The organism is Pseudomonas sp. GM60 (genome assembly GCF_000282415.1).
GTDB lineage: Bacteria > Pseudomonadota > Gammaproteobacteria > Pseudomonadales > Pseudomonadaceae > Aquipseudomonas > Aquipseudomonas migulae.
Window position 1 is genome coordinate 1 of the sequence record NZ_AKJI01000012.1, and the last position, 19,817, is coordinate 19,817.

General features: G+C 58.8%; 21 protein-coding genes and 1 pseudogene. 20 read left to right on the forward strand and 2 right to left on the reverse strand.

Features of this window, described 5'->3' with window-relative positions:
* The 14 genes and pseudogenes from fliI to flhB form a co-directional block, all read left to right on the forward strand.
* A pseudogene (fliI, locus tag PMI32_RS27045) lies at window positions 1-521 on the forward strand (flagellum-specific ATP synthase FliI); the annotation flags it as partial.
* A 6-nt stretch (window positions 522-527) separates the two neighbouring features.
* Window positions 528-977, forward strand: coding sequence for a flagellar export protein FliJ (fliJ, locus tag PMI32_RS27040; protein WP_008024572.1), 450 nt, complete (start codon window positions 528-530; stop codon window positions 975-977).
* A gap of 214 nt (window positions 978-1,191) precedes the next feature.
* The gene (locus PMI32_RS27035) at window positions 1,192-1,491 is read left to right on the forward strand and encodes an STAS domain-containing protein (RefSeq protein ID WP_008024574.1); all 300 of its coding nucleotides are present in this window, start codon (window positions 1,192-1,194) and stop codon (window positions 1,489-1,491) included.
* Window positions 1,492-1,496: 5 nt separating this feature from the next.
* On the forward strand, window positions 1,497-3,200 hold the full coding sequence (locus tag PMI32_RS27030; RefSeq protein ID WP_032828562.1) for an ATP-binding SpoIIE family protein phosphatase: 1,704 nt from the start codon (window positions 1,497-1,499) through the stop codon (window positions 3,198-3,200).
* A gap of 30 nt (window positions 3,201-3,230) precedes the next feature.
* Window positions 3,231-3,599, forward strand: a complete 369-nt coding sequence (locus PMI32_RS27025) for an Hpt domain-containing protein (RefSeq protein ID WP_008024579.1) — start codon at window positions 3,231-3,233, stop codon at window positions 3,597-3,599.
* A gap of 82 nt (window positions 3,600-3,681) precedes the next feature.
* Complete coding sequence (locus PMI32_RS27020; RefSeq protein WP_008024581.1) at window positions 3,682-5,061, forward strand: flagellar hook-length control protein FliK; 1,380 nt, start codon at window positions 3,682-3,684, stop codon at window positions 5,059-5,061.
* Between the two features lie 248 nt (window positions 5,062-5,309).
* A complete protein-coding gene (gene fliL / locus PMI32_RS27015; RefSeq protein ID WP_008024582.1) occupies window positions 5,310-5,810 on the forward strand; it encodes a flagellar basal body-associated protein FliL in 501 nt (166 codons plus the stop codon).
* A gap of 9 nt (window positions 5,811-5,819) precedes the next feature.
* Complete coding sequence (gene fliM / locus PMI32_RS27010; protein WP_008024584.1) at window positions 5,820-6,788, forward strand: flagellar motor switch protein FliM; 969 nt, start codon at window positions 5,820-5,822, stop codon at window positions 6,786-6,788.
* Between the two features lie 69 nt (window positions 6,789-6,857).
* The gene (gene fliN, locus PMI32_RS27005; protein ID WP_008024587.1) at window positions 6,858-7,316 is read left to right on the forward strand and encodes a flagellar motor switch protein FliN; all 459 of its coding nucleotides are present in this window, start codon (window positions 6,858-6,860) and stop codon (window positions 7,314-7,316) included.
* Window positions 7,317-7,760: a flagellar biosynthetic protein FliO gene (fliO, locus tag PMI32_RS27000; RefSeq protein WP_008024589.1), complete on the forward strand. Its 444-nt coding sequence runs from the start codon at window positions 7,317-7,319 to the stop codon at window positions 7,758-7,760.
* A complete protein-coding gene (gene fliP, locus PMI32_RS26995) occupies window positions 7,760-8,518 on the forward strand; it encodes a flagellar type III secretion system pore protein FliP (protein ID WP_008024591.1) in 759 nt (252 codons plus the stop codon). The genes fliO and fliP overlap by 1 nt, the downstream gene beginning before the upstream one ends.
* Entirely contained in the window at window positions 8,515-8,784 is a 270-nt protein-coding gene (fliQ, locus tag PMI32_RS26990) for a flagellar biosynthesis protein FliQ (protein WP_008024593.1), read from the forward strand. Before fliP ends, fliQ begins: the two co-directional genes overlap by 4 nt.
* 3 nt (window positions 8,785-8,787) lie before the next feature.
* A complete protein-coding gene (gene fliR, locus PMI32_RS26985; protein WP_008024595.1) occupies window positions 8,788-9,573 on the forward strand; it encodes a flagellar biosynthetic protein FliR in 786 nt (261 codons plus the stop codon).
* A 3-nt stretch (window positions 9,574-9,576) separates the two neighbouring features.
* Window positions 9,577-10,716, forward strand: coding sequence for a flagellar biosynthesis protein FlhB (gene flhB / locus PMI32_RS26980; protein WP_008024596.1), 1,140 nt, complete (start codon window positions 9,577-9,579; stop codon window positions 10,714-10,716).
* Window positions 10,717-10,753: 37 nt separating this feature from the next.
* Here the strand turns inward: flhB and PMI32_RS29350 are convergent, their stop codons facing one another.
* On the reverse strand, window positions 10,754-11,818 hold the full coding sequence (locus tag PMI32_RS29350) for an RHS repeat-associated core domain-containing protein (RefSeq protein WP_008024598.1): 1,065 nt from the start codon (window positions 11,816-11,818) through the stop codon (window positions 10,754-10,756).
* A 161-nt stretch (window positions 11,819-11,979) separates the two neighbouring features.
* Window positions 11,980-13,023, reverse strand: coding sequence for an RHS repeat-associated core domain-containing protein (locus PMI32_RS29465; RefSeq protein WP_008024600.1), 1,044 nt, complete (start codon window positions 13,021-13,023; stop codon window positions 11,980-11,982).
* A gap of 259 nt (window positions 13,024-13,282) precedes the next feature.
* Between PMI32_RS29465 and flhA the strand changes: the two genes are divergently transcribed.
* From flhA to PMI32_RS26950, 6 genes are all read left to right on the forward strand, one after another.
* Window positions 13,283-15,412: a flagellar biosynthesis protein FlhA gene (flhA, locus tag PMI32_RS26975; RefSeq protein ID WP_008024602.1), complete on the forward strand. Its 2,130-nt coding sequence runs from the start codon at window positions 13,283-13,285 to the stop codon at window positions 15,410-15,412.
* A gap of 11 nt (window positions 15,413-15,423) precedes the next feature.
* Complete coding sequence (flhF, locus tag PMI32_RS26970) at window positions 15,424-16,752, forward strand: flagellar biosynthesis GTPase FlhF (protein WP_008024604.1); 1,329 nt, start codon at window positions 15,424-15,426, stop codon at window positions 16,750-16,752.
* Window positions 16,753-16,868: 116 nt separating this feature from the next.
* Window positions 16,869-17,699 (forward strand): flagellar synthesis regulator FleN, encoded by an 831-nt coding sequence (gene fleN / locus PMI32_RS26965; protein ID WP_008001746.1) that lies wholly within the window; start codon window positions 16,869-16,871, stop codon window positions 17,697-17,699.
* The gene (gene fliA / locus PMI32_RS26960; RefSeq protein WP_007894214.1) at window positions 17,696-18,436 is read left to right on the forward strand and encodes an RNA polymerase sigma factor FliA; all 741 of its coding nucleotides are present in this window, start codon (window positions 17,696-17,698) and stop codon (window positions 18,434-18,436) included. The genes fleN and fliA overlap by 4 nt, the downstream gene beginning before the upstream one ends.
* Before the next feature lie 167 nt (window positions 18,437-18,603).
* Window positions 18,604-18,975, forward strand: coding sequence for a chemotaxis response regulator CheY (locus tag PMI32_RS26955; RefSeq protein WP_008006721.1), 372 nt, complete (start codon window positions 18,604-18,606; stop codon window positions 18,973-18,975).
* Window positions 18,976-18,997: 22 nt separating this feature from the next.
* Window positions 18,998-19,786 carry a protein phosphatase CheZ gene (locus PMI32_RS26950; RefSeq protein WP_008024609.1) on the forward strand — a complete coding sequence of 263 codons (789 nt, stop codon included), beginning with the start codon at window positions 18,998-19,000 and terminating at the stop codon, window positions 19,784-19,786.
* Window positions 19,787-19,817 lie beyond the last annotated feature (31 nt).

Sequence of the window (19,817 nt, forward strand, 5' to 3'; positions counted from 1 at the left end):
CCTTTGGCGAGCCGCCGGCGACCAAGGGTTATCCGCCATCGGTGTTCGCCAAGTTGCCGAAACTGGTGGAGCGGGCGGGTAACGCTGAAAAGGGCGGCGGTTCGATCACCGCGTTTTATACCGTGTTGTCCGAAGGCGATGACCAGCAGGATCCGATTGCCGACTCGGCGCGGGGTGTGCTCGACGGGCACATCGTCCTGTCCCGGCGTCTGGCCGAGGAAGGGCATTACCCGGCCATCGACATCGAGGCGTCGATCAGCCGGGTCATGCCGTCGGTGGTGTCGCCGGAACACATGACCCGCGCCCAATATTTCAAGCAGTTGTGGTCGCGTTATCAGCAGAGTCGGGATCTGATCAGTGTCGGCGCCTACGTCGCTGGCGGTGACCGCGAGACCGACCTGGCGATTTCCCTGCAGCCGCAGCTGGCCAAATACCTGCGCCAAGGGTTGAACGACAGCATCAGCCTGGGCGAAAGCGAAGCCTATCTGGGCTCGATCTTCGCGCCTGCGGCTGGCGGTTAATCGATCATGGCCCAGAGTCGGGCAGGGCGTCTGGCGCCGGTGGTCGAAATGGCCGAAAAGGCCGAGAAAACCGCCGCTCAGCGGTTAGGCCATTTTCAGGGCCAGGTTCGCGTGGCAGAAAGCAAGCTCGCCGACCTTGAAGCCTTTCGACTCGACTATCAGGAGCAATGGATCGTGCGCGGCAGCAGCGGCGTCTCGGGCCAGTGGCTGCTGGGTTATCAGGGCTTTCTCGCGCAACTGGGCACCGCCATCGATCAGCAGCGACAAAGCCTGGCGTGGCATCAGAACAATCTGAACAAGGCGCGGGAAACCTGGCAGCAGGCATTTGCCCGGGTCGAAGGCTTGCGCAAACTGGTTCAGCGTTACGCTGACGAGGCGCGACAGCTGGAAGACAGGCGCGAACAGAAGCTGATGGACGAGTTGTCCCAGCGGTTGCCGCGTGAGAGTCCGTACTGAATCAGTCAGGCCGCGTTATCGTTCTTCGCGGGCAAGCCTCGCTCCTACAGGTTTCGCATCGTCCATGATTTCGTGAACGGCACAAATCCCGCAGGAGCGAGGCTTGCCCGCGAAGGCGTCCTCAAAAACTCCGCCCCTTTCCAGCCTTGCCCCCATCTCCGTCAAGTGCTAAACCTTGTACAAGTATGTTCACCAATGACAAGGATGCCGTTCAATGTCAGTCGTTACAGAAGTCTCTCCGGATGGGCAAAAACTGACGATATCGATCAGAGGACGATTCGACTTCGCCAAACATCAGGAATTTCGCGAGTCCTACGAGAACAAGGAGCTCTCTGCAGTCGTCGTCGATTTGAAAGAAGCGACCTACCTCGACAGTTCCGCACTGGGCATGCTGCTTCTGCTGCGTGATCACGCCGGTGGCGACGATTCCGACATTCGCGTCGTCAACAGCAGTTCTGACGTGAAGAAGATTCTCGCCATCTCCAACTTCGACAAACTGTTCGACATCAGTTGACCAACGTGCAGCCGCTCGAGCCGCTGACGATCCTGATTGCCGAAGACAGCGCGGCCGACCGCATGCTGCTGTCGAGTATCGTCCGTCGCCAGGGTCATGAAGTCCTGACGGCGGCCAACGGTGCCGAAGCGGTTGAAGCGTTTCGTTTACAACGACCGCAACTGGTCTTGATGGACGCCATGATGCCGGTGATGGACGGTTTCGAGGCGGCACGTCAGATCAAGGCACTGGCCGGGGAAACCCTGGTGCCGATCATCTTCCTGACGTCGCTGAGCGAAAGCGAAGCCTTGGCGCGCTGTCTGGAGGCTGGCGGTGACGACTTTCTGGCAAAACCCTATAACCAGGTGATCCTCGCCGCCAAAATCAAGGCAATGGACCGCTTGCGGCGGTTGCAGGCCACCGTGCTGGAGCAGCGCGACCAAATTGCCAGGCACCACGATTACCTGCTCAACGAGCAGCGTGTGGCCAAGGCCGTGTTCGACAAGGTCGCCCATTCCGGCTGCCTGAACGCCCCCAACATCCGCTACCTGCAATCGCCTTATGCGCTGTTCAATGGTGATTTGCTGCTCGCGGCATTCACTCCGGCCGGCGACATGCATGTCTTGCTCGGCGATTTTACCGGCCATGGCTTGCCGGCGGCTGTCGGGGCGATGCCGCTGGCCGAGGTCTTCTACGGCATGACCGCCAAGGGTTACGGCCTGTCGGAAACCCTGCGCGAGATGAACGCCAAGCTCAAGCGCATCCTGCCGGTGGACATGTTCTGTTGTGCGACGCTGCTGTGCCTGAGTTTTCAGCGGCGCTCGGTGGAGGTCTGGAACGGCGGGATGCCGGACGGTTACCTGCACAGTATTGCCAGCGGCGAGCGCACACAGCTGACCGCTCGGCATTTGCCGCTGGGCGTGCTGAGCCCGCAGACGTTCGACGACCGTACCGAAGTGTTTCCGATGGCGGTCGGGGATCGGGTGTTCCTGTTGTCTGACGGGGTGATTGATACGTGCGATGCCAATGAGCAGTTGTTCGGCGTCGAGCGATTGCAGCGGGTGTTTGCGGCCAATCGTCGGCCAGATCAACTGTTCGAGGAGATTGAACAGGCGCTGCGGGATTTTCGCGGTGAGGCTCGCGACGATGTCAGCATGGTCGAAGTCAGCCTGTTGGAGGCTGCACAACTGAGTCCGCCGGCCCTGGTGTATTCCGATAGCGGTCAGTCCTGCCCGCTGGACTGGTCGGTGAGTTTCGAGTTTCGTGCGGCCACCCTCAAGCGCTTCAATCCATTGCCGTATCTTTTGCAGTTGCTGCTGGAAGTGCATGGTTTGCGCGCCCAGAGCGGTGCGCTTTACAGTGTGCTCGCGGAGTTGTACTCCAATGCGCTGGAGCACGGTGTGCTGGGGCTGGACTCAAGCCTGAAACGCGATGCCTCGGGTTTTGCCCGCTATTATCAACAGCGCAATGCACGTCTGGACGAGCTGCAAGACGGCTATGTGCGCCTGCATTTGCAGGTTGCGCCCAAAGGCGAGGGCGGTTGCCTGACGATTCGTGTCGAAGACAGTGGCAAGGGTTTTGATGTCGACAGGGTGATGGCGCGCCCCCTCGATGGTGCCCGTCTGTCGGGACGCGGGGTCAGTCTGATCCGCCAGTTGAGCCGTAACGCCAACTGGTCCGACGATGGTCGTAGTGCCCGCGTGGAATTTTTCTGGGAGGCTCTGGCATAATCCGCGCATTCTTGATCAAGGAGTGAGCAAGTGGCTGACACACATCTGGATCGCGACGTGCTGAGAGCGTTGCAAGAGGTCATGGAGGATGAGTATTCGACGTTGCTGGATACTTTTCTTGCCGATTCCACAGAGCGCTTGAGTCAGCTGCACAAGGCTGACGATGCCGAGACGCTCGGTGCCACCGCGCACAGTTTCAAGGGCAGTTGCAGCAACATGGGCGCCATTCGCCTCGCGCAGTTGTGCAATGAGCTCGAGCAGCGAAGCAAACAGGACTCGCTGGAAGGCATCGAGAAACTGATCAGCGAAATCGATAGTGAATTCGCGATTATCCGCACCCTCTACGAAGCAGAGCGCCAGCGCTCTCTCGCTGACAGTGCGACCGTCCGGCGTTTTTAGCGCCGTTCGAACAAAACTGGCGCAACCCTTGCAGCAATCTCCGCAACTGTACCTACGATCCCAGTGCAGCGGAGACCGTTTCATGCCCGTTACCCCCAATATTCTTCTTCAGGCCGCCGCTCAGGCCAAGACTCAAGCCGCCTCCGCCAATCCACCGGCGCTGTCCGCTGAGCCCGGGGACAAAGCCTCCAGCTTCGCTCAGGTCTACGCCAATCAAGCCCAGAACAAGCCTTCGGCGGCCACCGATGGATCGCCGAAGCCGGTGCGCGATAAAGCCCCGGACAGCCCCGATAAAAAGAGCGTCGGCAACGACAATGCTGCCGCCCCGGAACCGACGGTTGCCGATAGCGGCAAAACCTTGCCCGCCGATAAACCGGCACCGGCCGACGACAAGGCTGCCAGCGATGATGCCGCAGCTGCCGCGGATACCGCAGAAACCCCGGTAGTCGTCGACACGGCGCCGGTTGATCCGGCTCTCGATCCGTCATTGCTGCCAGCGTTGCAAGCCGTGGTGGCAGCTCCGGTTCCGCAAGCACCGCCAGTGGTGGTCACTGAGCAGCCGCAAGTGCAGGCGCCTCCTGTTGCTGCGCCAGTGGCGGCGGTACAGGTTGCCGCACCGGCGGATGACGCGTTCGATCCTGAAGCCGATCCGCTGGATGCGCTGCCAGCCGTGCGTATGGCCATGGAGCAGGGCGGTCATATTTCCGCTGCCAGTCAGGCGCAACCCAAGGCAGCGCCGACGGCTGCCCAGGCCCAGGCTGATGGCGAACCCACCTCGGCACAGAACTTTGCCGCCGGCATGGCGGGCATGCTCGATGTGCAGGCGGACAAGGACAGTACCAGCCAGGGCGGTGAGAAAACCTTCAGTGGGTTGATCGATGACGGCCTCAAGGACTTGAAGTCGGCGAGCAGCGATACCCGCGTCGACGACTTCGCCAACCGTCTGGCGGCGCTGACTCAGGCAGCTACACCGAAAACCGCCAACGCGGTACCGGTGAATCAACCGATCACGATGAATCAAAGCGGCTGGACCGAAGAAATCGTGAACCGGGTCATGTACTTGTCCAGCGCCAATCTCAAGGCGGCCGATATCCAGTTGCAACCGGCCGAACTGGGTCGCCTCGACATTCGGGTGAACATGGTGCCGGACCAGCAGACCCAAGTGACCTTCATGAGCGCGCATCCAAGCGTTCGCGAAGCGCTCGATGGTCAGATGCACCGCTTGCGTGACATGTTCGCGCAGCAGGGCATGGGGCAGGTTGATGTCAACGTGTCCGACCAGTCGCGTGGCTGGCAGGGGCAGGGTCAGGAACAACAGGCTCAGCAGGGGCAGGGCGGGCGCAGCAACGCCAGCGGTGGTCGCCTCGATGGTGTGGATGAAGAGCTCGCACCGACCGTTGCCGAAGTCGCGGCCAGCACCACCAGTGTCATCGGCTCCAGCGCTGTCGACTACTACGCCTGATTTATCTCCGATCGTTCCCGCGCTCTGCGCGGGAATGCCTAACGGACGCTATCCCGTCCTCTCTTGCTGCTGTCCCAGTCATTGTAGGAGCGAGCTTGCTCGCGATGGGCTCGAACGATGACGCGTACTTTCTGAAAAAATGCGCTGCTTTCCAATTCTTCGCGAGCAAGCTCGCTCCTACATGGCATAACACTTGCTCTTGCCTTGCCGTGCGACTGTGAAAACCCGAATAGTGACGGATTATTGGCATGGCGAAGAGCGAAGCAGTAGTAAAAGACCCCGCAACCAAAGGCAAAATCAAGCTGATCATTGTGATCGTGGTGGCCCTGCTGCTGGCGATCGGCTTGTCCGTGGGAGCGACCTGGTTCTTCATGCACAGCGCTCAGAGCAAGCCTGCCGCCGTGGTTGAAACTGCCCCGGTCGGCAAGCAACCAGCGGTTTTCGAGCAAATGGCGCCGGCCTTCGTGGCCAACTACAACCAGAACGGCCGCCAGCGTTACATGCAGGTGAGCATCACCATGCAAGGCCGCAATCAGGCCGACCTGGAAGCGCTCAAAGTCCACATGCCGGTGATCCGCAACAACCTTGTCATGCTGTTCTCCGGGCAGGATTTCGCGACCCTGGCATCGCCGGTCGGTCAGGAAATGCTGCGCCAGAAAGCCACGGCCAGCGTCCAGGAAGTGGCGCAGAAAGAGCTCGGCAAAGTGGTCATCGAACAGTTGCTTTTCACTAATTTCGTACTGCAGTAGGAACACGACATGGCCGTGCAGGACCTGCTGTCCCAGGATGAGATCGATGCGCTGTTGCATGGTGTCGACGATGGTCTGGTACAGACCGATACCGCTGCCGAACCCGGCAGTGTCAAAAGCTACGACCTGACCAGCCAGGATCGCATCGTCCGTGGACGCATGCCTACCCTGGAAATGATCAACGAGCGTTTCGCCCGCTACACCCGCATCAGCATGTTCAACATGCTGCGCCGCTCGGCGGACGTTGCCGTCGGTGGCGTGCAGGTGATGAAGTTCGGCGAATACGTGCACTCGCTGTACGTGCCGACCAGCCTCAACCTGGTCAAGATCAAACCGTTGCGCGGCACGGCGCTGTTCATCCTTGACGCCAAGCTGGTGTTCAAACTGGTGGACAACTTCTTCGGCGGTGACGGTCGTCACGCGAAGATCGAAGGGCGTGAATTCACCCCGACCGAACTGCGGGTGGTGCGCATGGTGCTGGAGCAGGCTTTCGTCGATCTGAAGGAAGCCTGGCAGGCAATCATGGAAGTGAACTTCGAGTACATCAACTCGGAAGTGAACCCGGCCATGGCCAACATCGTCGGTCCGAGCGAAGCCATTGTGGTGTCGACCTTCCACATCGAACTCGATGGCGGTGGCGGCGACCTGCACGTGACCATGCCGTACTCGATGATCGAGCCGGTGCGTGAAATGCTCGACGCCGGCTTCCAGTCGGACCTCGACGATCAGGACGAGCGTTGGGTCAATGCCCTGCGCCAGGACGTGCTCGACGTCGACGTGCCGATCGGTGCCACGGTTGCCCGTCGCCAGTTGCGCCTGCGCGACATTCTGCACATGCAGCCGGGGGACATTATCCCGGTCGAAATGCCGGAAGAAATGATCATGCGCGCCAATGGCGTGCCTGCGTTCAAGGTCAAGATGGGCTCGCACAAAGGCAACCTCGCGTTGCAAGTGATCGAGCCGATCGAGCGCCGTTGACCGGCGCCTCTACATATTCGCTTTTAACTGACGGCTGCCCTCTGATGGGTTGCCCGCCGAGGACACATGATGGCTGACGATATGAATACTCAGGACGACCAGGCGCTGGCTGACGAATGGGCTGCGGCCCTGGAAGAAACCGGCGATGCCGGGCAGGACGACATTGACGCCTTGCTGGCGGCTGACGCTGCTGGTTCGTCGTCGAACCGTCTGCCAATGGAAGAATTCGGCAGCGTGCCGAAAAACAACGATCCGGTGAGCCTGGAAGGTCCGAACCTGGACGTGATCCTCGACATCCCGGTGTCGATTTCCATGGAAGTCGGCAGCACCGACATCAATATCCGTAACCTGCTGCAGCTCAACCAGGGTTCGGTGATCGAGCTCGATCGCCTGGCCGGTGAGCCGCTGGACGTGCTGGTCAACGGTACGTTGATCGCTCACGGTGAAGTGGTGGTGGTCAACGAGAAGTTCGGCATCCGCCTGACCGACGTGATCAGCCCAAGCGAACGCATCAAGAAGCTGCGCTGAGTGAAAAAGCTTTCGGGGTTGTTACTGGCCTTGCCGTTCAGTGCGTTGGCGGCCGAACCGGTGGCTAATGCTGCCGTGGCCGTCGCACCTGCTGTCAGCAGCGGTGTGGCGGGTCAGTTGACGCAATTGGTGCTCGGTCTGCTGCTGGTGCTGGGGTTGATCTTCTTCCTCGCCTGGCTGTTGCGCCGGGTCCAGCAGGCCGGGCCTGCGGGCAAGGCGCAGGTGATCGAGTTGATCGGTTCCCGGGCGCTGGGTCCGCGTGACCGATTGATGCTGGTGCAGGTCGGCAATGAGCAGATTCTGCTCGGTTTGAGCCCCGGCACCATCACCGCGCTGCATGTGCTCAAGGAGCCGGTGCACGTCCCGGTCACCGAGAAAGCGACCCCGGAATTTGCCCTGCGCCTGATGGAACTGATGGGCAAGGATCAGAAGGATAAGAAGTAATGGGTGCGTTACGCATCATCTTGACGCTGGCCCTGATGCTGGCCGCGCCGCAGGCCTTCGCCGCCGATCCGTTGTCGATCCCGGCGATCACCCTGGGCACCAACGCCCAGGGCGCTCAGGAATACTCGGTCAGCCTGCAAATCCTGCTGATCATGACCGCGCTGAGTTTCATTCCGGCGTTCGTCATGCTGATGACCAGCTTCACGCGGATCATCATCGTCTTCTCGATCCTGCGTCAGGCCCTGGGCCTGCAGCAGACACCGTCGAACCAGATCCTCACGGGCATGGCGCTGTTTCTGACCCTGTTCATCATGGCGCCGGTGTTTGACCGGGTGAACCAGGATGCCTTGCAGCCGTATCTGGCGGAAAAACTTACCGCCCAGGACGCCGTGGCCAAGGCGCAGGTGCCGATCAAGGACTTCATGCTGGCGCAGACGCGCAGCAGCGATCTGGAACTGTTCATGCGCCTGTCCAAGCGCACGGACATTGCCACGCCGGACCAGGCGCCGCTGACCATTCTGGTACCGGCCTTCGTCACGTCCGAGCTGAAAACCGCGTTCCAGATCGGCTTCATGATTTTCATTCCGTTCCTGATCATCGACCTGGTCGTCGCCAGTGTGCTGATGGCCATGGGTATGATGATGCTCTCGCCGCTGATCATTTCCCTGCCGTTCAAGATCATGCTGTTCGTGCTGGTGGATGGCTGGGCGCTGATCATCGGGACATTGGCGAGTAGCTTCGGCGGTGTTTCGCCATGACGCCGGAAGTTGCGGTAGACATCTTTCGGGAAGCGCTCTGGCTGACCACCATGATGGTCGCCGTGCTGGTGATTCCGAGTCTGCTGGTGGGTCTGCTGGTCGCGATGTTCCAGGCGGCCACGCAGATCAACGAACAAACCCTGAGCTTCTTGCCGCGCCTGCTGGTCATGCTGGTGACGCTGATCGTTGCCGGGCCGTGGCTGGTGCAGACGTTCATGGAATACATCCTGCAGTTGTACGGCAACATTCCTCGGGTCATCGGCTAAACCATGCCGTCGCTGCTGCAACTGACCGATACCCAGATCAGCACCTGGGTGGCGACGTTCATGTTGCCGTTGTTTCGCATCGGTGCCCTGCTGATGGTCATGCCGGTTTTCGGTACGACCCTGGTGCCCAAGCGTGTGCGCCTGTATTTCGCCCTCGCGATCACCGTCGTGATTGCCCCCGGTTTGCCGCCGATGCCGCCGGTCAATGCGCTGGACTTGAGCGGGCTGCTGCTGATTGCCGAGCAGATCCTCATCGGTGCGGTGATGGGGTTCGCCCTGCAACTGTTCTTCCAGGCCTTCGTGGTCGCCGGGCAGATCGTTTCGATTCAGATGGGCATGGGCTTCGCGTCGATGGTCGACCCCACCAACGGCGTATCGGTGGCGGTGATCGGGCAGTTTTTCACCATGCTGGTGACGCTGTTGTTCCTGGCCATGAATGGCCACTTGGTGGTCTTCGAAATTCTCACGGAAAGTTTCACCACGTTGCCGGTCGGTAGCGGCTTGATGGTTTCCCAATTCTGGGACCTGGCCGGCAAGCTCGGTTGGGTGCTGGGGGCGGCATTGTTACTGGTACTGCCGGCGATCACCGCGCTGCTGGTGGTCAACATCGCGTTTGGCGTCATGACCCGCGCCGCGCCGCAGCTGAACATTTTTTCCATCGGCTTCCCGCTGACCCTGGTGCTCGGGCTGTTCATTGTCTGGGTCGGGCTGGCGGACATCATCAATCAGTACCAACCGCTGGCTACCGAGGCCTTGCAGTGGTTACGCGAACTGGTACGGGCGCGCTGAGTCATGGCTGAGAGCGAAAGCGGTCAGGACAAAACAGAAGACCCCACGGAGAAACGTAAAAAGGACTCCAGGGAAAAGGGCGAGATTGCGCGCTCCAAAGAGCTCAACACCCTGGCGATCATGCTCGCCGGTGCCAGCGCGCTACTTATCTTCGGCGGGGCTTTGGCGCAGGACATGATGGAGCTGATGCGCATGAACTTCACGCTGTCGCGGGAAGTGATTCTGGATCAGCGCAGCATGGGCACTTTCCTTCTGCACTCGGGGCTGATCGCCTTGCTGTCGATTCAACCGGTGATGATCACCTTGCTGCTGGCGGCGTTTCTCGGCCCGATTTCCCTCGGTGGCTGGCTGTTCGCAGCGGGCTCGTTGGCACCGAAATTCAGTCGCATGAACCCCGCTTCAGGGCTGAAGCGGATGTTCTCGGCCAAGGCGCTGGTGGAACTGCTCAAGGCCCTGGCGAAGTTTTTCATTGTGCTGTTCGTTGCGCTGGCGGTGTTGAAATCCGACATCGACGACCTGATGCGCATTGCGCACGAGCCGCTGGACATGGCGATCATTCACAGCCTGCAAGTGGTTGGCTGGAGCACCCTGTGGATGGCGTGCGGCTTGATCATCATCGCCGCCGTCGACGTGCCGGTGCAACTGTGGGAAAGCCACAAGAAACTGCTGATGACCAAGCAGGAAGTGCGCGACGAGCACAAGGATCAGGAAGGGAAGCCAGAGGTCAAACAGCGCATTCGCCAGTTGCAGCGCGAGATGTCCCAGCGCCGGATGATGGCGGCCATCCCCGAGGCCGACGTGGTCATTACCAACCCGACTCACTATGCCGTGGCGCTCAAATACGACCCGGACAAGGGTGGGGCGCCGATGCTGATTGCCAAGGGCAGTGATTTCCTGGCCCTGAAAATCCGTGAGATCGCCGTGGCGAATGAGGTGTTGTTGCTGGAGTCGCCTGCTTTGGCGAGGTCGATTTATTACTCCACGGAGTTGGAGCAGGAGATTCCTGGTGGGTTGTATCTGGCCGTTGCTCAGGTGCTGGCTTATGTTTACCAGATCCGTCAGCACCGGGCTGGCAAGGGTAAACGGCCGGATCCGTTGAAGGATGATTTGCCGATTCCGCCGGATTTGCGGCGGGATTCGTAGTGTCGCATGGCGGTCGCAGAGATTACTTTGATGAAGTCTACTGCTGTGTGAGTCGAGTTGGATCGATGCCTCTGATTCTCCCGCTTGCTGCATCAATGTAAGTATTTCTTATAATTGTTCGTGTTTCGCTGTCGTTATATTCTCCTTGCTTCACAATTTCCCAAACATGCTTCTTAAATTCTTTGCTAAGTTCTATTTTTGGCGTCTGCAAGCTCGGATCTTGTTGCAGGCTGCTGGGCAGGCGCGAGACTGCATCATGACTTAGTTTTTGGAGGGTTGGAATATGGCCTGGTATGTTGGGTGGGTTTCTCAGGAGGGTATGCTCTTCTAAAGTTAATGTTGTTTCAAACATGACTTTTTTAAAAATTTTATCAAGTTCGTTGCGCTGTGCAGGGGTGCCTTTTTTAGGTTGGTCAGGCGATTCTATTAGTAATTTAATTTCGGCTAGTTCGGCCTTGAGGGCTTGTTTGGCTGGATTATGGTTTTGCATAACCATGGTGGGGCGCTTCAGGAAAGTATCGATTGAGTTACCTTGGCTTATATGGGCTTTTACAAAAGCCAGTAATCCATTGTGTCCACTCGGGTCTCTTCTGTTTGTCGGGTCTCCTAAGCAATACGCATACGAATTCAACCCACCCCTCCCAAACGGACTCCAGTTATCCGGACTATTAAAGCGCATCAAAATCGGATTAAACGCTCGATACCCATTCCCCAACAAATAATGCCCGGTCACCGGGTCGGGCCGTTCGCCATTGAACCCTAACAGGCTGAGTAACCCGTTTCCAGGGCGGTGGTGGCCGTAGGGCGTATACGCGATAGGTTGCCGTGGGTGATTGGCCTTAAGCGTGTGTAACACCGAGCGCTGCTGATCGGTCGCCAGCAGCGTGGCATCAGGTGCATCGCCCTCGCTCTGCTGTTGCGCCAATAGCTGATCGCCGTGCTGGAACATCGAATACCGGTTCGCGCCCTGGATCTCGGTGGCCAAATGGCTTTTACAATAAAAACGCTTATGCAGGGGCTTGCACGGCACCACATTGGCGATCAGCTGGTCGAGGGCATCGTAGTGATACTGGCAAAGCTCGGTTTCGCACGGCGATTGCATGAGTACGTGCTCCAAAGGTCCGAAGGGCTGGTGCTCAGTATTCGCGCTTTCGCTATGATCGGGAACTAACAGAACTGATAGTGTTAATGGCCTTTTGTCCGTGGGGATTCATAACAAATGAGTGTCCCCGTTTTTTGTTTATGGGCGGGCCCGCGACGGTTTCAATTCATCGTTGAGTTTCGGATGGTGGTGTGCTTTTGAAGGATGAGCGCAGATCCCCTCTCGAACGAGGGAGGGCGCTTTTCCATATAATTGGTGTTTGATCGCCCGCTTGAACTGTTCGTCGGGAGGGGGGGGATCCCGGGAGATTGGCCTCCGGAATTGACATTTTCGTTGAGTGCATTACGTCCGGTTTGATTTTCACTCGTACTACGCAACTGTCTGCTTGCCGCGCCAGGGCTATTCGGGGTGCTGGCGGGCGGTGATCCTTTCATGGGGATCGTTGATGGCTGTGGGCTGTTCGTGGTGTTGGGGAGGGGGTTGGAGCTGGAGCTAGTTGAGGCGCGATTTGCTATTTGTGCGCTCCTGAAACGGTCAAAACCCACTATAGCGAAGCCGATCCCAAACAAAGCAAGACCAACCGCTCTCAATACTTTTTCTTTGGTCACGGCCGCCGCCGCGGTAGTGATTGTGCCGGCCACCGCCAAACCTAAGCCAATGAAAAACAAAGGGCTATGTCCACTCGGATCACTCCGATTGATTGGATCTGCGCCACAGTACGCATAGGCATTGAGCCCACCCTTCCCAAACGGGCTCCAGCTGTCCGGGCTGTTGAACCGCATTACTACCGGATTGTACTGACGGTACCCGTTACCCAGATGATAATGCCCGGTCACCTGGTCTGGTGCTTCGCCGGTGAACCCGATCAGGCTGCGCGAGCCGTCTTCGGATGGGCAGTGACCGTAAGCTGTGTAAGCAAGAGGATTAGGCTGGGACGCGTCGAGTGCATTCAGCACCGAGCGTTGTCGGTCGGTCGCCAGCAGTGCTATTCCGATCTTGCCGTCACGATGATGCTGTTGCGCCAATATCTGGCTGCCGTGCTGGAATATGCTGCGCTTCGACGCACCCTGGATTTCGCTGGACAGCCGGTTATTGCAGTAAAAGCGCTGCCGGCCCGCCTGATGGGCCGGGGTTTGTTCGATTGACTTATCCATCGGATCGTAGCGGTAGCTGCACAGCAGGTTTTCCAGAGGTGACTTTGACATTGGTTGGGCTCCGAGCAGGGTCCATAAAACTGGACTTTAAGCATCGGCTTGCTTTCATGTTTTCGCCACTATCAGAACTGCTAGTGTCATATCCCACCCCTGCGTAGACGCTTCACTCGACAGCTCATGCAGAAGCAAGGCTTGCCGCGATCTGACAAGCCTATTACCAGTCCCGACTAAAGTTGGAAGGCTTCTTGCAGTACCCGCCCTGCGCCTGCTTCAGGCGTCAAAAGTTTGCTTTAAGGAACGGGGAAAACCGGTGGATCGCTCTCAGTTACTCAACAGTGCCCGCACAAACGTTGCCGACTTAAGTCGGGGCAATCTGGGCGTGCCGTTGTTGCTGCTGGTCATGCTGGCCATGATGATGCTGCCGGTGCCGCCGTTCCTGCTGGACGTGTTCTTCACGTTCAACATCGCGCTGTCGATCGTCGTGCTGCTGGTCTGCGTCTACGCGTTGCGGCCGCTGGATTTCGCGGTGTTCCCGACCATTCTGCTGGTGGCAACGTTGTTGCGACTGGCGTTGAACGTGGCCTCCACGCGAGTGGTGATGCTTCACGGGCAGGACGGCCATGCCGCCGCCGGTAAGGTGATCCAGGCGTTCGGTGAGGTGGTGATCGGCGGTAACTACGTGGTCGGTATCGTGGTCTTCGCGATTTTGATGATCATCAACTTCGTCGTGGTAACCAAGGGTGCCGGGCGGATTTCCGAGGTGAGTGCACGTTTCACCCTCGATGCGATGCCCGGCAAGCAAATGGCGATCGACGCCGATTTGAACGCCGGCCTGATCGATCAGAGCCAGGCCAAGATGCGCCGGATGGAAGTGGCCCAGGAAGCCGAGTTCTACGGTTCCATGGACGGTGCCAGCAAGTTCGTGCGTGGCGACGCCATCGCCGGTTTGCTGATTCTGTTCATCAACCTGATCGGCGGCATGGCGGTCGGTATCTTCCAGCACGGCATGACCTTCGGTGATGCGGGCAGGGTTTACGCGTTGCTGACCATCGGTGACGGTTTGGTGGCGCAATTGCCATCACTGTTGTTATCTACAGCTGCAGCGATCATGGTGACCCGTGCTTCCGGTTCGGAAGACATGGGCAAACAGATCAATCGCCAGATGTTCGCCTCGCCCAAGGCGCTGGCCGTGGCAGCGGGCCTGATGGCAGTGATGGGCCTGGTGCCCGGCATGCCGCACTTTTCCTTTCTGACCATGGCGGCCCTGGCGGCCGGTGGCGCGTACCTGTTCTGGAAGAAGCAGAACATCGTCAAGGTTCAGGCCCTGCAAGAGGTCAAGCGTCAGCAGGAATTGCTGCCATCGCCGGCTCGCGCTCAGGAAACCAAGGAACTTGGTTGGGACGATGTGACGCCAATCGACATGATTGGCCTGGAAGTCGGCTATCGTCTGATTCCGCTGGTGGACCGCAATCAGGGTGGTCAACTGCTGGCGCGGATCAAGGGTGTGCGTAAAAAGCTGTCCCAGGATCTGGGCTTCCTGATGCCGACTGTGCATATCCGTGACAACCTCGACCTCGCGCCTAGCGCCTATCGCCTCACTCTGATGGGGGTGATCCTGGCCGAAGCGGAGATTTATCCGGATCGCGAGCTGGCGATCAACCCTGGTCAGGTCTACGGTTCGCTCAACGGTATTACCGCCAAAGATCCGGCTTTCGGGCTTGAGGCGGTCTGGATCGAAGTGAGTCAACGCGCACAGGCACAATCCCTCGGTTACACCGTGGTCGATGCCAGTACGGTAGTGGCAACCCATTTGAACCAGATTCTGTACAAGCACTCCAGTGAGCTGATTGGCCACGAAGAAGTGCAGCAACTCATGCAGTTACTGGCCAAAAGCTCGCCAAAACTGGCGGAAGAGCTGGTGCCGGGTGTGGTTTCGTTGTCGCAGCTACTCAAGGTGCTCCAGGCGTTGCTGGCCGAACAGGTGCCCGTACGGGACATTCGCAGCATCGCCGAAGCGATCGCGAACAATGCCGCCAAGAGTCAAGATACTGCCGCGCTGGTGGCCGCCGTCCGCGTCGGCGTATCTCGTGCAATCGTCCAAAGCATTGTGGGGACTGAGTCGGAGCTGCCAGTTATCACCTTGGAGCCAAGGTTGGAACAAATATTGCTCAATAGTCTTCAGAAGGCAGGACAAGGCTCGGAAGAGGGCGTTCTGCTGGAGCCAAGCATGGCTGAAAAACTGCAGCGCTCGTTGATCGATGCGGCGCAGCGTCAGGAAATGCAAGGTCAGCCGGTGATTCTGCTGGTGGCCGGCCCGGTTCGCGCGATGCTGTCGCGATTCGGCCGACTGGCAGTCCCGGGTTTGCATGTGTTGGCTTACCAGGAAATCCCTGACAACAAGCAAGTGACCATCGTTGCGACAGTAGGGCCCAACGGCTGAGGTAGTGGTTTATGCAAGTTAAGCGTTTTTTCGCCGCCGATATGCGTCAGGCCATGAAGCTGGTTCGTGATGAGCTGGGCGCTGATGCCGCCATCATTGGCAACCGCCGGATCGCCGGTGGTGTCGAGCTGACGGCCGCTCTGGATTACAAACTGTCGGCGCTGGCCCCGCGTGTTCCGAACATGGAACTCGAGGATGAGCTGCGCAAGACCCAGTCGCGGATCGTCACTGCCCAGGCCGAACTGAGCCTGCGCAGCGATGGCGAGAGCGACAAGTCCACCAATCGCCAGTTGTTCGCCGGTCTGCCGTTGACTGCCGCCGAGCCGCTGATCGAGCCGACCTACGCTGAACCTCGTCGCCCGGCACCGGCCCCCGCGCCTGCCGCGACCGGTGTTGATCCGCGTGCCTTCGACTCGATGCGTTTCGAACTCAACAGCCTGCGCGAACTGATGGAAGTACAGCTCGGTTCGCTGGCCTGGAATCAGTTGCAAGGCAGCCGCCCGGCCCAGGCCAACCTTTGGCGCCGCCTGCAACGCATCGGTTTGTCCGGTCCGTTGTCCCGCGATCTGCTGGAACTGATTACCGACATTGATGAACCTCGTCAGGCCTGGCGCATGTTGCTGGCGCACCTGGCGCGGATGATCGCCACACCGGAAGTCGAGCCACTGGAAGAGGGCGGCGTGATTGCCATGGTCGGCCCGGCCGGCATGGGCAAGACCACCACCCTGGCCAAGCTCGCGGCCCGTTACGTACTCAAGTACGGCGCGCAGAACATCGCGCTGGTGAGCATGGACAGCTACCGCATCGGTGCCCAGGAACAACTCAAGACCCTCGGCCGGATCCTCAATGTGTCGGTGACGCACGTCGATCCTGGCCAGTCCCTGGTGCAGGCGCTGGATCCTTTGTTGCGAAAGCGCGTGGTGCTGATCGATACCGCGGGCCTTCAGGCCAGCGATCCGGCATTGCGCATGCAGCTCGAAAGCCTGGCCGGTCGTGGCATCAAATCAAAAAATTATCTGGTTCTGGCAACCACCAGCCAAAAACAGGTTCTAACCGCCGCTTATCACAGTTACAAGCGCTGCGGGCTGGCTGGCTGCATCCTGACTAAACTGGATGAGACGGCAAGTCTGGGCGAGGTGTTGAGCCTGGCGATCAGTCATGAATTGCCGGTGGCTTACCTGACTGATGGACCGCGTATTCCGGATGATCTGCATCTGCCGCGTCGTCATCAGTTGGTCAGTCGCGCCGTCAGCGTGCAAATGCAGGAAGAACCCAGCGAAGAAGCCATGGCTGACATGTTCGCTGATATTTATCACAGCCCGACCAAGCAGGTTGGCTGAGGTATTAATGAACAGTTTTTGTACCTACATCGATGGTCTGCCATGCATTGTTCAGTTGATGAACGCGCAGCCAGTAATGTGGCCTCCGTCTATGCAAGACAAGGTAAAGAAATAACATGGGCAGCATGCATCCCGTACAGGTGATCGCGGTGACCGGCGGCAAAGGTGGCGTCGGGAAGACTAATGTGTCAGTGAACTTGTCCCTGGCTCTAGCTGAGCTCGGCCGGCGCGTCATGCTGCTGGACGCCGATCTGGGGCTGGCGAATGTCGACGTCCTGCTGGGACTGACACCCAAACGTACCCTGGCCGACGTCATCGAAGGCCGCTGTGAGCTGCGCGACGTATTGTTGCAGGGGCCAGGCGGCATCCGCATCGTCCCGGCCGCGTCCGGCACACAAAGCATGGTTCATCTGAGTCCGGCCCAGCATGCCGGCCTGATCCAGGCGTTCAGCGATATCGGCGACAACCTCGACGTGCTCGTGATCGACACAGCTGCGGGTATTGGTGACTCGGTAGTCAGTTTTGTTCGCGCCGCGCAAGAAGTCTTGCTGGTGGTCTGCGACGAACCGACTTCGATCACGGATGCCTACGCCCTGATCAAACTGCTCAACCGCGACTACGGCATGAACCGCTTCCGCGTCCTGGCCAACATGGCCCAGAGTCCGCAGGAAGGCCGCAACCTGTTTGCCAAGTTGACCAAGGTCACGGACCGCTTCCTCGACGTCGCCTTACAATACGTCGGTGCGGTGCCATACGACGAAAGCGTGCGCAAGGCTGTGCAGAAGCAGCGCGCGGTCTATGAAGCCTTCCCTCGTTCCAAGTGCTCCCTGGCTTTCAAGGCCATCGCACAAAAAGTCGATACCTGGCCGCTGCCTGCCAACCCGCGCGGGCACCTGGAGTTTTTCGTCGAGCGCCTCGTGCAACAAACGGCAGGACCCGTGCTATGACAGCCAGCGGTTACAACCTCTACAAGAAGTCGGCGCGTGACGCGCAGTACGAGCTGATCGAGCGTTACGCGCCACTGGTCAAACGCATTGCTTACCACCTGCTGGCGCGACTGCCAGCCAGTGTCCAGGTCGAAGACCTGATCCAGGCCGGGATGATCGGCCTGCTTGAAGTATCGACCAAATATGACGCCAGCAAAGGCGCGAGTTTCGAGACGTACGCGGGCATCCGGATCCGCGGCGCCATGCTTGATGAAGTGCGCAAAGGGGACTGGGCGCCACGTTCGGTCCACCGCAATACCCGCATGGTCAGCGACGCAATTCGCTCGATTGAAGCTAAAACCGGCCGTGACGCTAAAGATCACGAAGTTGCGGCCGAACTCCAATTGAGTCTCGACGATTACTACGGGATTTTGAACGACACCCTGGGCAGCCGCTTGTTCAGTTTCGACGACCTGCTGCAGGACGGCGAACACGAAGGGCTGCATGAGGATGGCGCGAGTGCTCATCTCGAGCCGTCGCGCGATCTGGAAGATGAACGCTTCCAGGCAGCGCTGGCGGACGCGATTGCCAATTTGCCGGAGCGTGAGCGACTGGTGTTGGCGCTGTACTACGACGAAGAGTTGAATCTCAAGGAAATCGGTGAGGTCCTGGGGGTCAGCGAATCTCGGGTCAGCCAGTTACACAGCCAGTGCGCGGCCCGTTTGCGGGGGCGTTTGGGGGAGTGGCGAGCGCGCTGAAGGCAGTGTGGGGACACTGCGAACTTGGCTGGTGTGGTGTTGAACTGCGCCGGTCTCGATCTGTTGTGCTCCAGACAGTCATTGAGTGCTTTGCCGGATTGATTGAAATGGCGCGTCCAGGTGCTGGGCGCGTTTAAGACTGCTTGGAGGTCGAATTGGACAAGAACATGAAAATCCTCATCGTTGATGACTTCTCAACGATGCGGCGGATCATAAAAAACCTGTTGCGTGACCTTGGGTTCACCAACACGGTCGAGGCCGACGATGGCATTACTGCCATTCCGGTTCTCAACAGCGGAAGCATCGACTTTCTGGTAACGGACTGGAACATGCCTGGCATGACCGGTATCGATCTGCTGCGCCACGTGCGCGCCGATGAAAAGCTCAAGCACCTGCCAGTGCTGATGGTGACCGCTGAAGCCAAGCGCGAGCAGATCATCGAAGCGGCCCAGGCCGGCGTAAACGGCTATGTGGTCAAACCCTTCACGGCCCAGGCGTTGAAAGAAAAAATCGAGAAGATTTTCGAACGCATCGGTTGAGAAACTGCGCCACGGGGGAGCTATGGACCAAAACGAATCTTCACTGGGCGATTTTGAATCGACCCTGAAAAAACATGCGGTCGAACTGGTCGAAAGCCTTGAAAAAGGCAAGTTCGGCGACGCTGTGCAACTGATCCATGAGCTCAACCAGACCCGTGACCGCGGCCTGTATCAGGAAGTGGGCAAGCTCACCCGCGAGCTGCACAGTGCGATCGTCAATTTTCAGATTGACCCGCACATGCCGCAAGCCGAGGAAGTGTCCCAGATCACAGATGCCACCGAGCGTCTGGGTTACGTTGTCAAGCTGACAGAGGCCGCAGCCAACCGCACCATGGATCTGGTCGAAAACTCCACGCCGCTGGTCAACAGCCTGAGCGATGAAGCTCAGGCGCTGAGCACGGACTGGGGGCGGTTCATGCGTCGCGAAGTAGGGGCTGAGGAATTTCGTGAACTGGCACGGCGTGTCGATGGTTTTCTGGCGCGCAGCAGCGTGGACAACCGCGCGGTGTCGAGCAACCTTAACGACATTTTGCTAGCTCAGGATTACCAGGACCTCACCGGTCAGGTGATCAAGCGTGTGACCCAATTGGTCACCGAAGTTGAAAGCAACCTGCTCAAGCTCGTGCTTATGGCCAGTCAGGTGGACCGCTTTGCGGGCATCGAACATGACCGTGAAGCGATGCTTGCAGAAAAAGATCCGCAAAAACATCTCTCTCAGGGTGAAGGTCCGCAGATTCATGCCGATAAAAGAGAAGATGTTGTGTCCGGTCAGGACGATGTGGACGATTTGTTATCCAGCCTAGGATTCTAGAGTTTTAGCATTTTAGGTTTTTTAGGTTTTT

Bases quoted from the DNA above. Each gene is read 5' to 3' on its own strand.
- fleN (WP_008001746.1), top strand. From the start codon at position 16,869: ATGGGCAGCATGCATCCCGTACAGGTGATCGCGGTGACCGGCGGCAAA.
- PMI32_RS26950 (WP_008024609.1), top strand. From the start codon at position 18,998: ATGGACCAAAACGAATCTTCACTGGGCGATTTTGAATCGACCCTGAAA.
- fliR (WP_008024595.1), top strand. From the start codon at position 8,788: ATGCCGTCGCTGCTGCAACTGACCGATACCCAGATCAGCACCTGGGTG.
- fliP (WP_008024591.1), top strand. From the start codon at position 7,760: ATGGGTGCGTTACGCATCATCTTGACGCTGGCCCTGATGCTGGCCGCG.
- fliM (WP_008024584.1), top strand. From the start codon at position 5,820: ATGGCCGTGCAGGACCTGCTGTCCCAGGATGAGATCGATGCGCTGTTG.
- flhB (WP_008024596.1), top strand. From the start codon at position 9,577: ATGGCTGAGAGCGAAAGCGGTCAGGACAAAACAGAAGACCCCACGGAG.
- PMI32_RS26955 (WP_008006721.1), top strand. From the start codon at position 18,604: ATGAAAATCCTCATCGTTGATGACTTCTCAACGATGCGGCGGATCATA.
- PMI32_RS27020 (WP_008024581.1), top strand. From the start codon at position 3,682: ATGCCCGTTACCCCCAATATTCTTCTTCAGGCCGCCGCTCAGGCCAAG.
- fliA (WP_007894214.1), top strand. From the start codon at position 17,696: ATGACAGCCAGCGGTTACAACCTCTACAAGAAGTCGGCGCGTGACGCG.
- fliN (WP_008024587.1), top strand. From the start codon at position 6,858: ATGGCTGACGATATGAATACTCAGGACGACCAGGCGCTGGCTGACGAA.
- PMI32_RS29465 (WP_008024600.1), bottom strand. From the start codon at position 13,023: ATGTCAAAGTCACCTCTGGAAAACCTGCTGTGCAGCTACCGCTACGAT.
- PMI32_RS29350 (WP_008024598.1), bottom strand. From the start codon at position 11,818: ATGCAATCGCCGTGCGAAACCGAGCTTTGCCAGTATCACTACGATGCC.
- fliQ (WP_008024593.1), top strand. From the start codon at position 8,515: ATGACGCCGGAAGTTGCGGTAGACATCTTTCGGGAAGCGCTCTGGCTG.
- fliL (WP_008024582.1), top strand. From the start codon at position 5,310: ATGGCGAAGAGCGAAGCAGTAGTAAAAGACCCCGCAACCAAAGGCAAA.
- flhF (WP_008024604.1), top strand. From the start codon at position 15,424: ATGCAAGTTAAGCGTTTTTTCGCCGCCGATATGCGTCAGGCCATGAAG.
- PMI32_RS27035 (WP_008024574.1), top strand. From the start codon at position 1,192: ATGTCAGTCGTTACAGAAGTCTCTCCGGATGGGCAAAAACTGACGATA.
- fliJ (WP_008024572.1), top strand. From the start codon at position 528: ATGGCCCAGAGTCGGGCAGGGCGTCTGGCGCCGGTGGTCGAAATGGCC.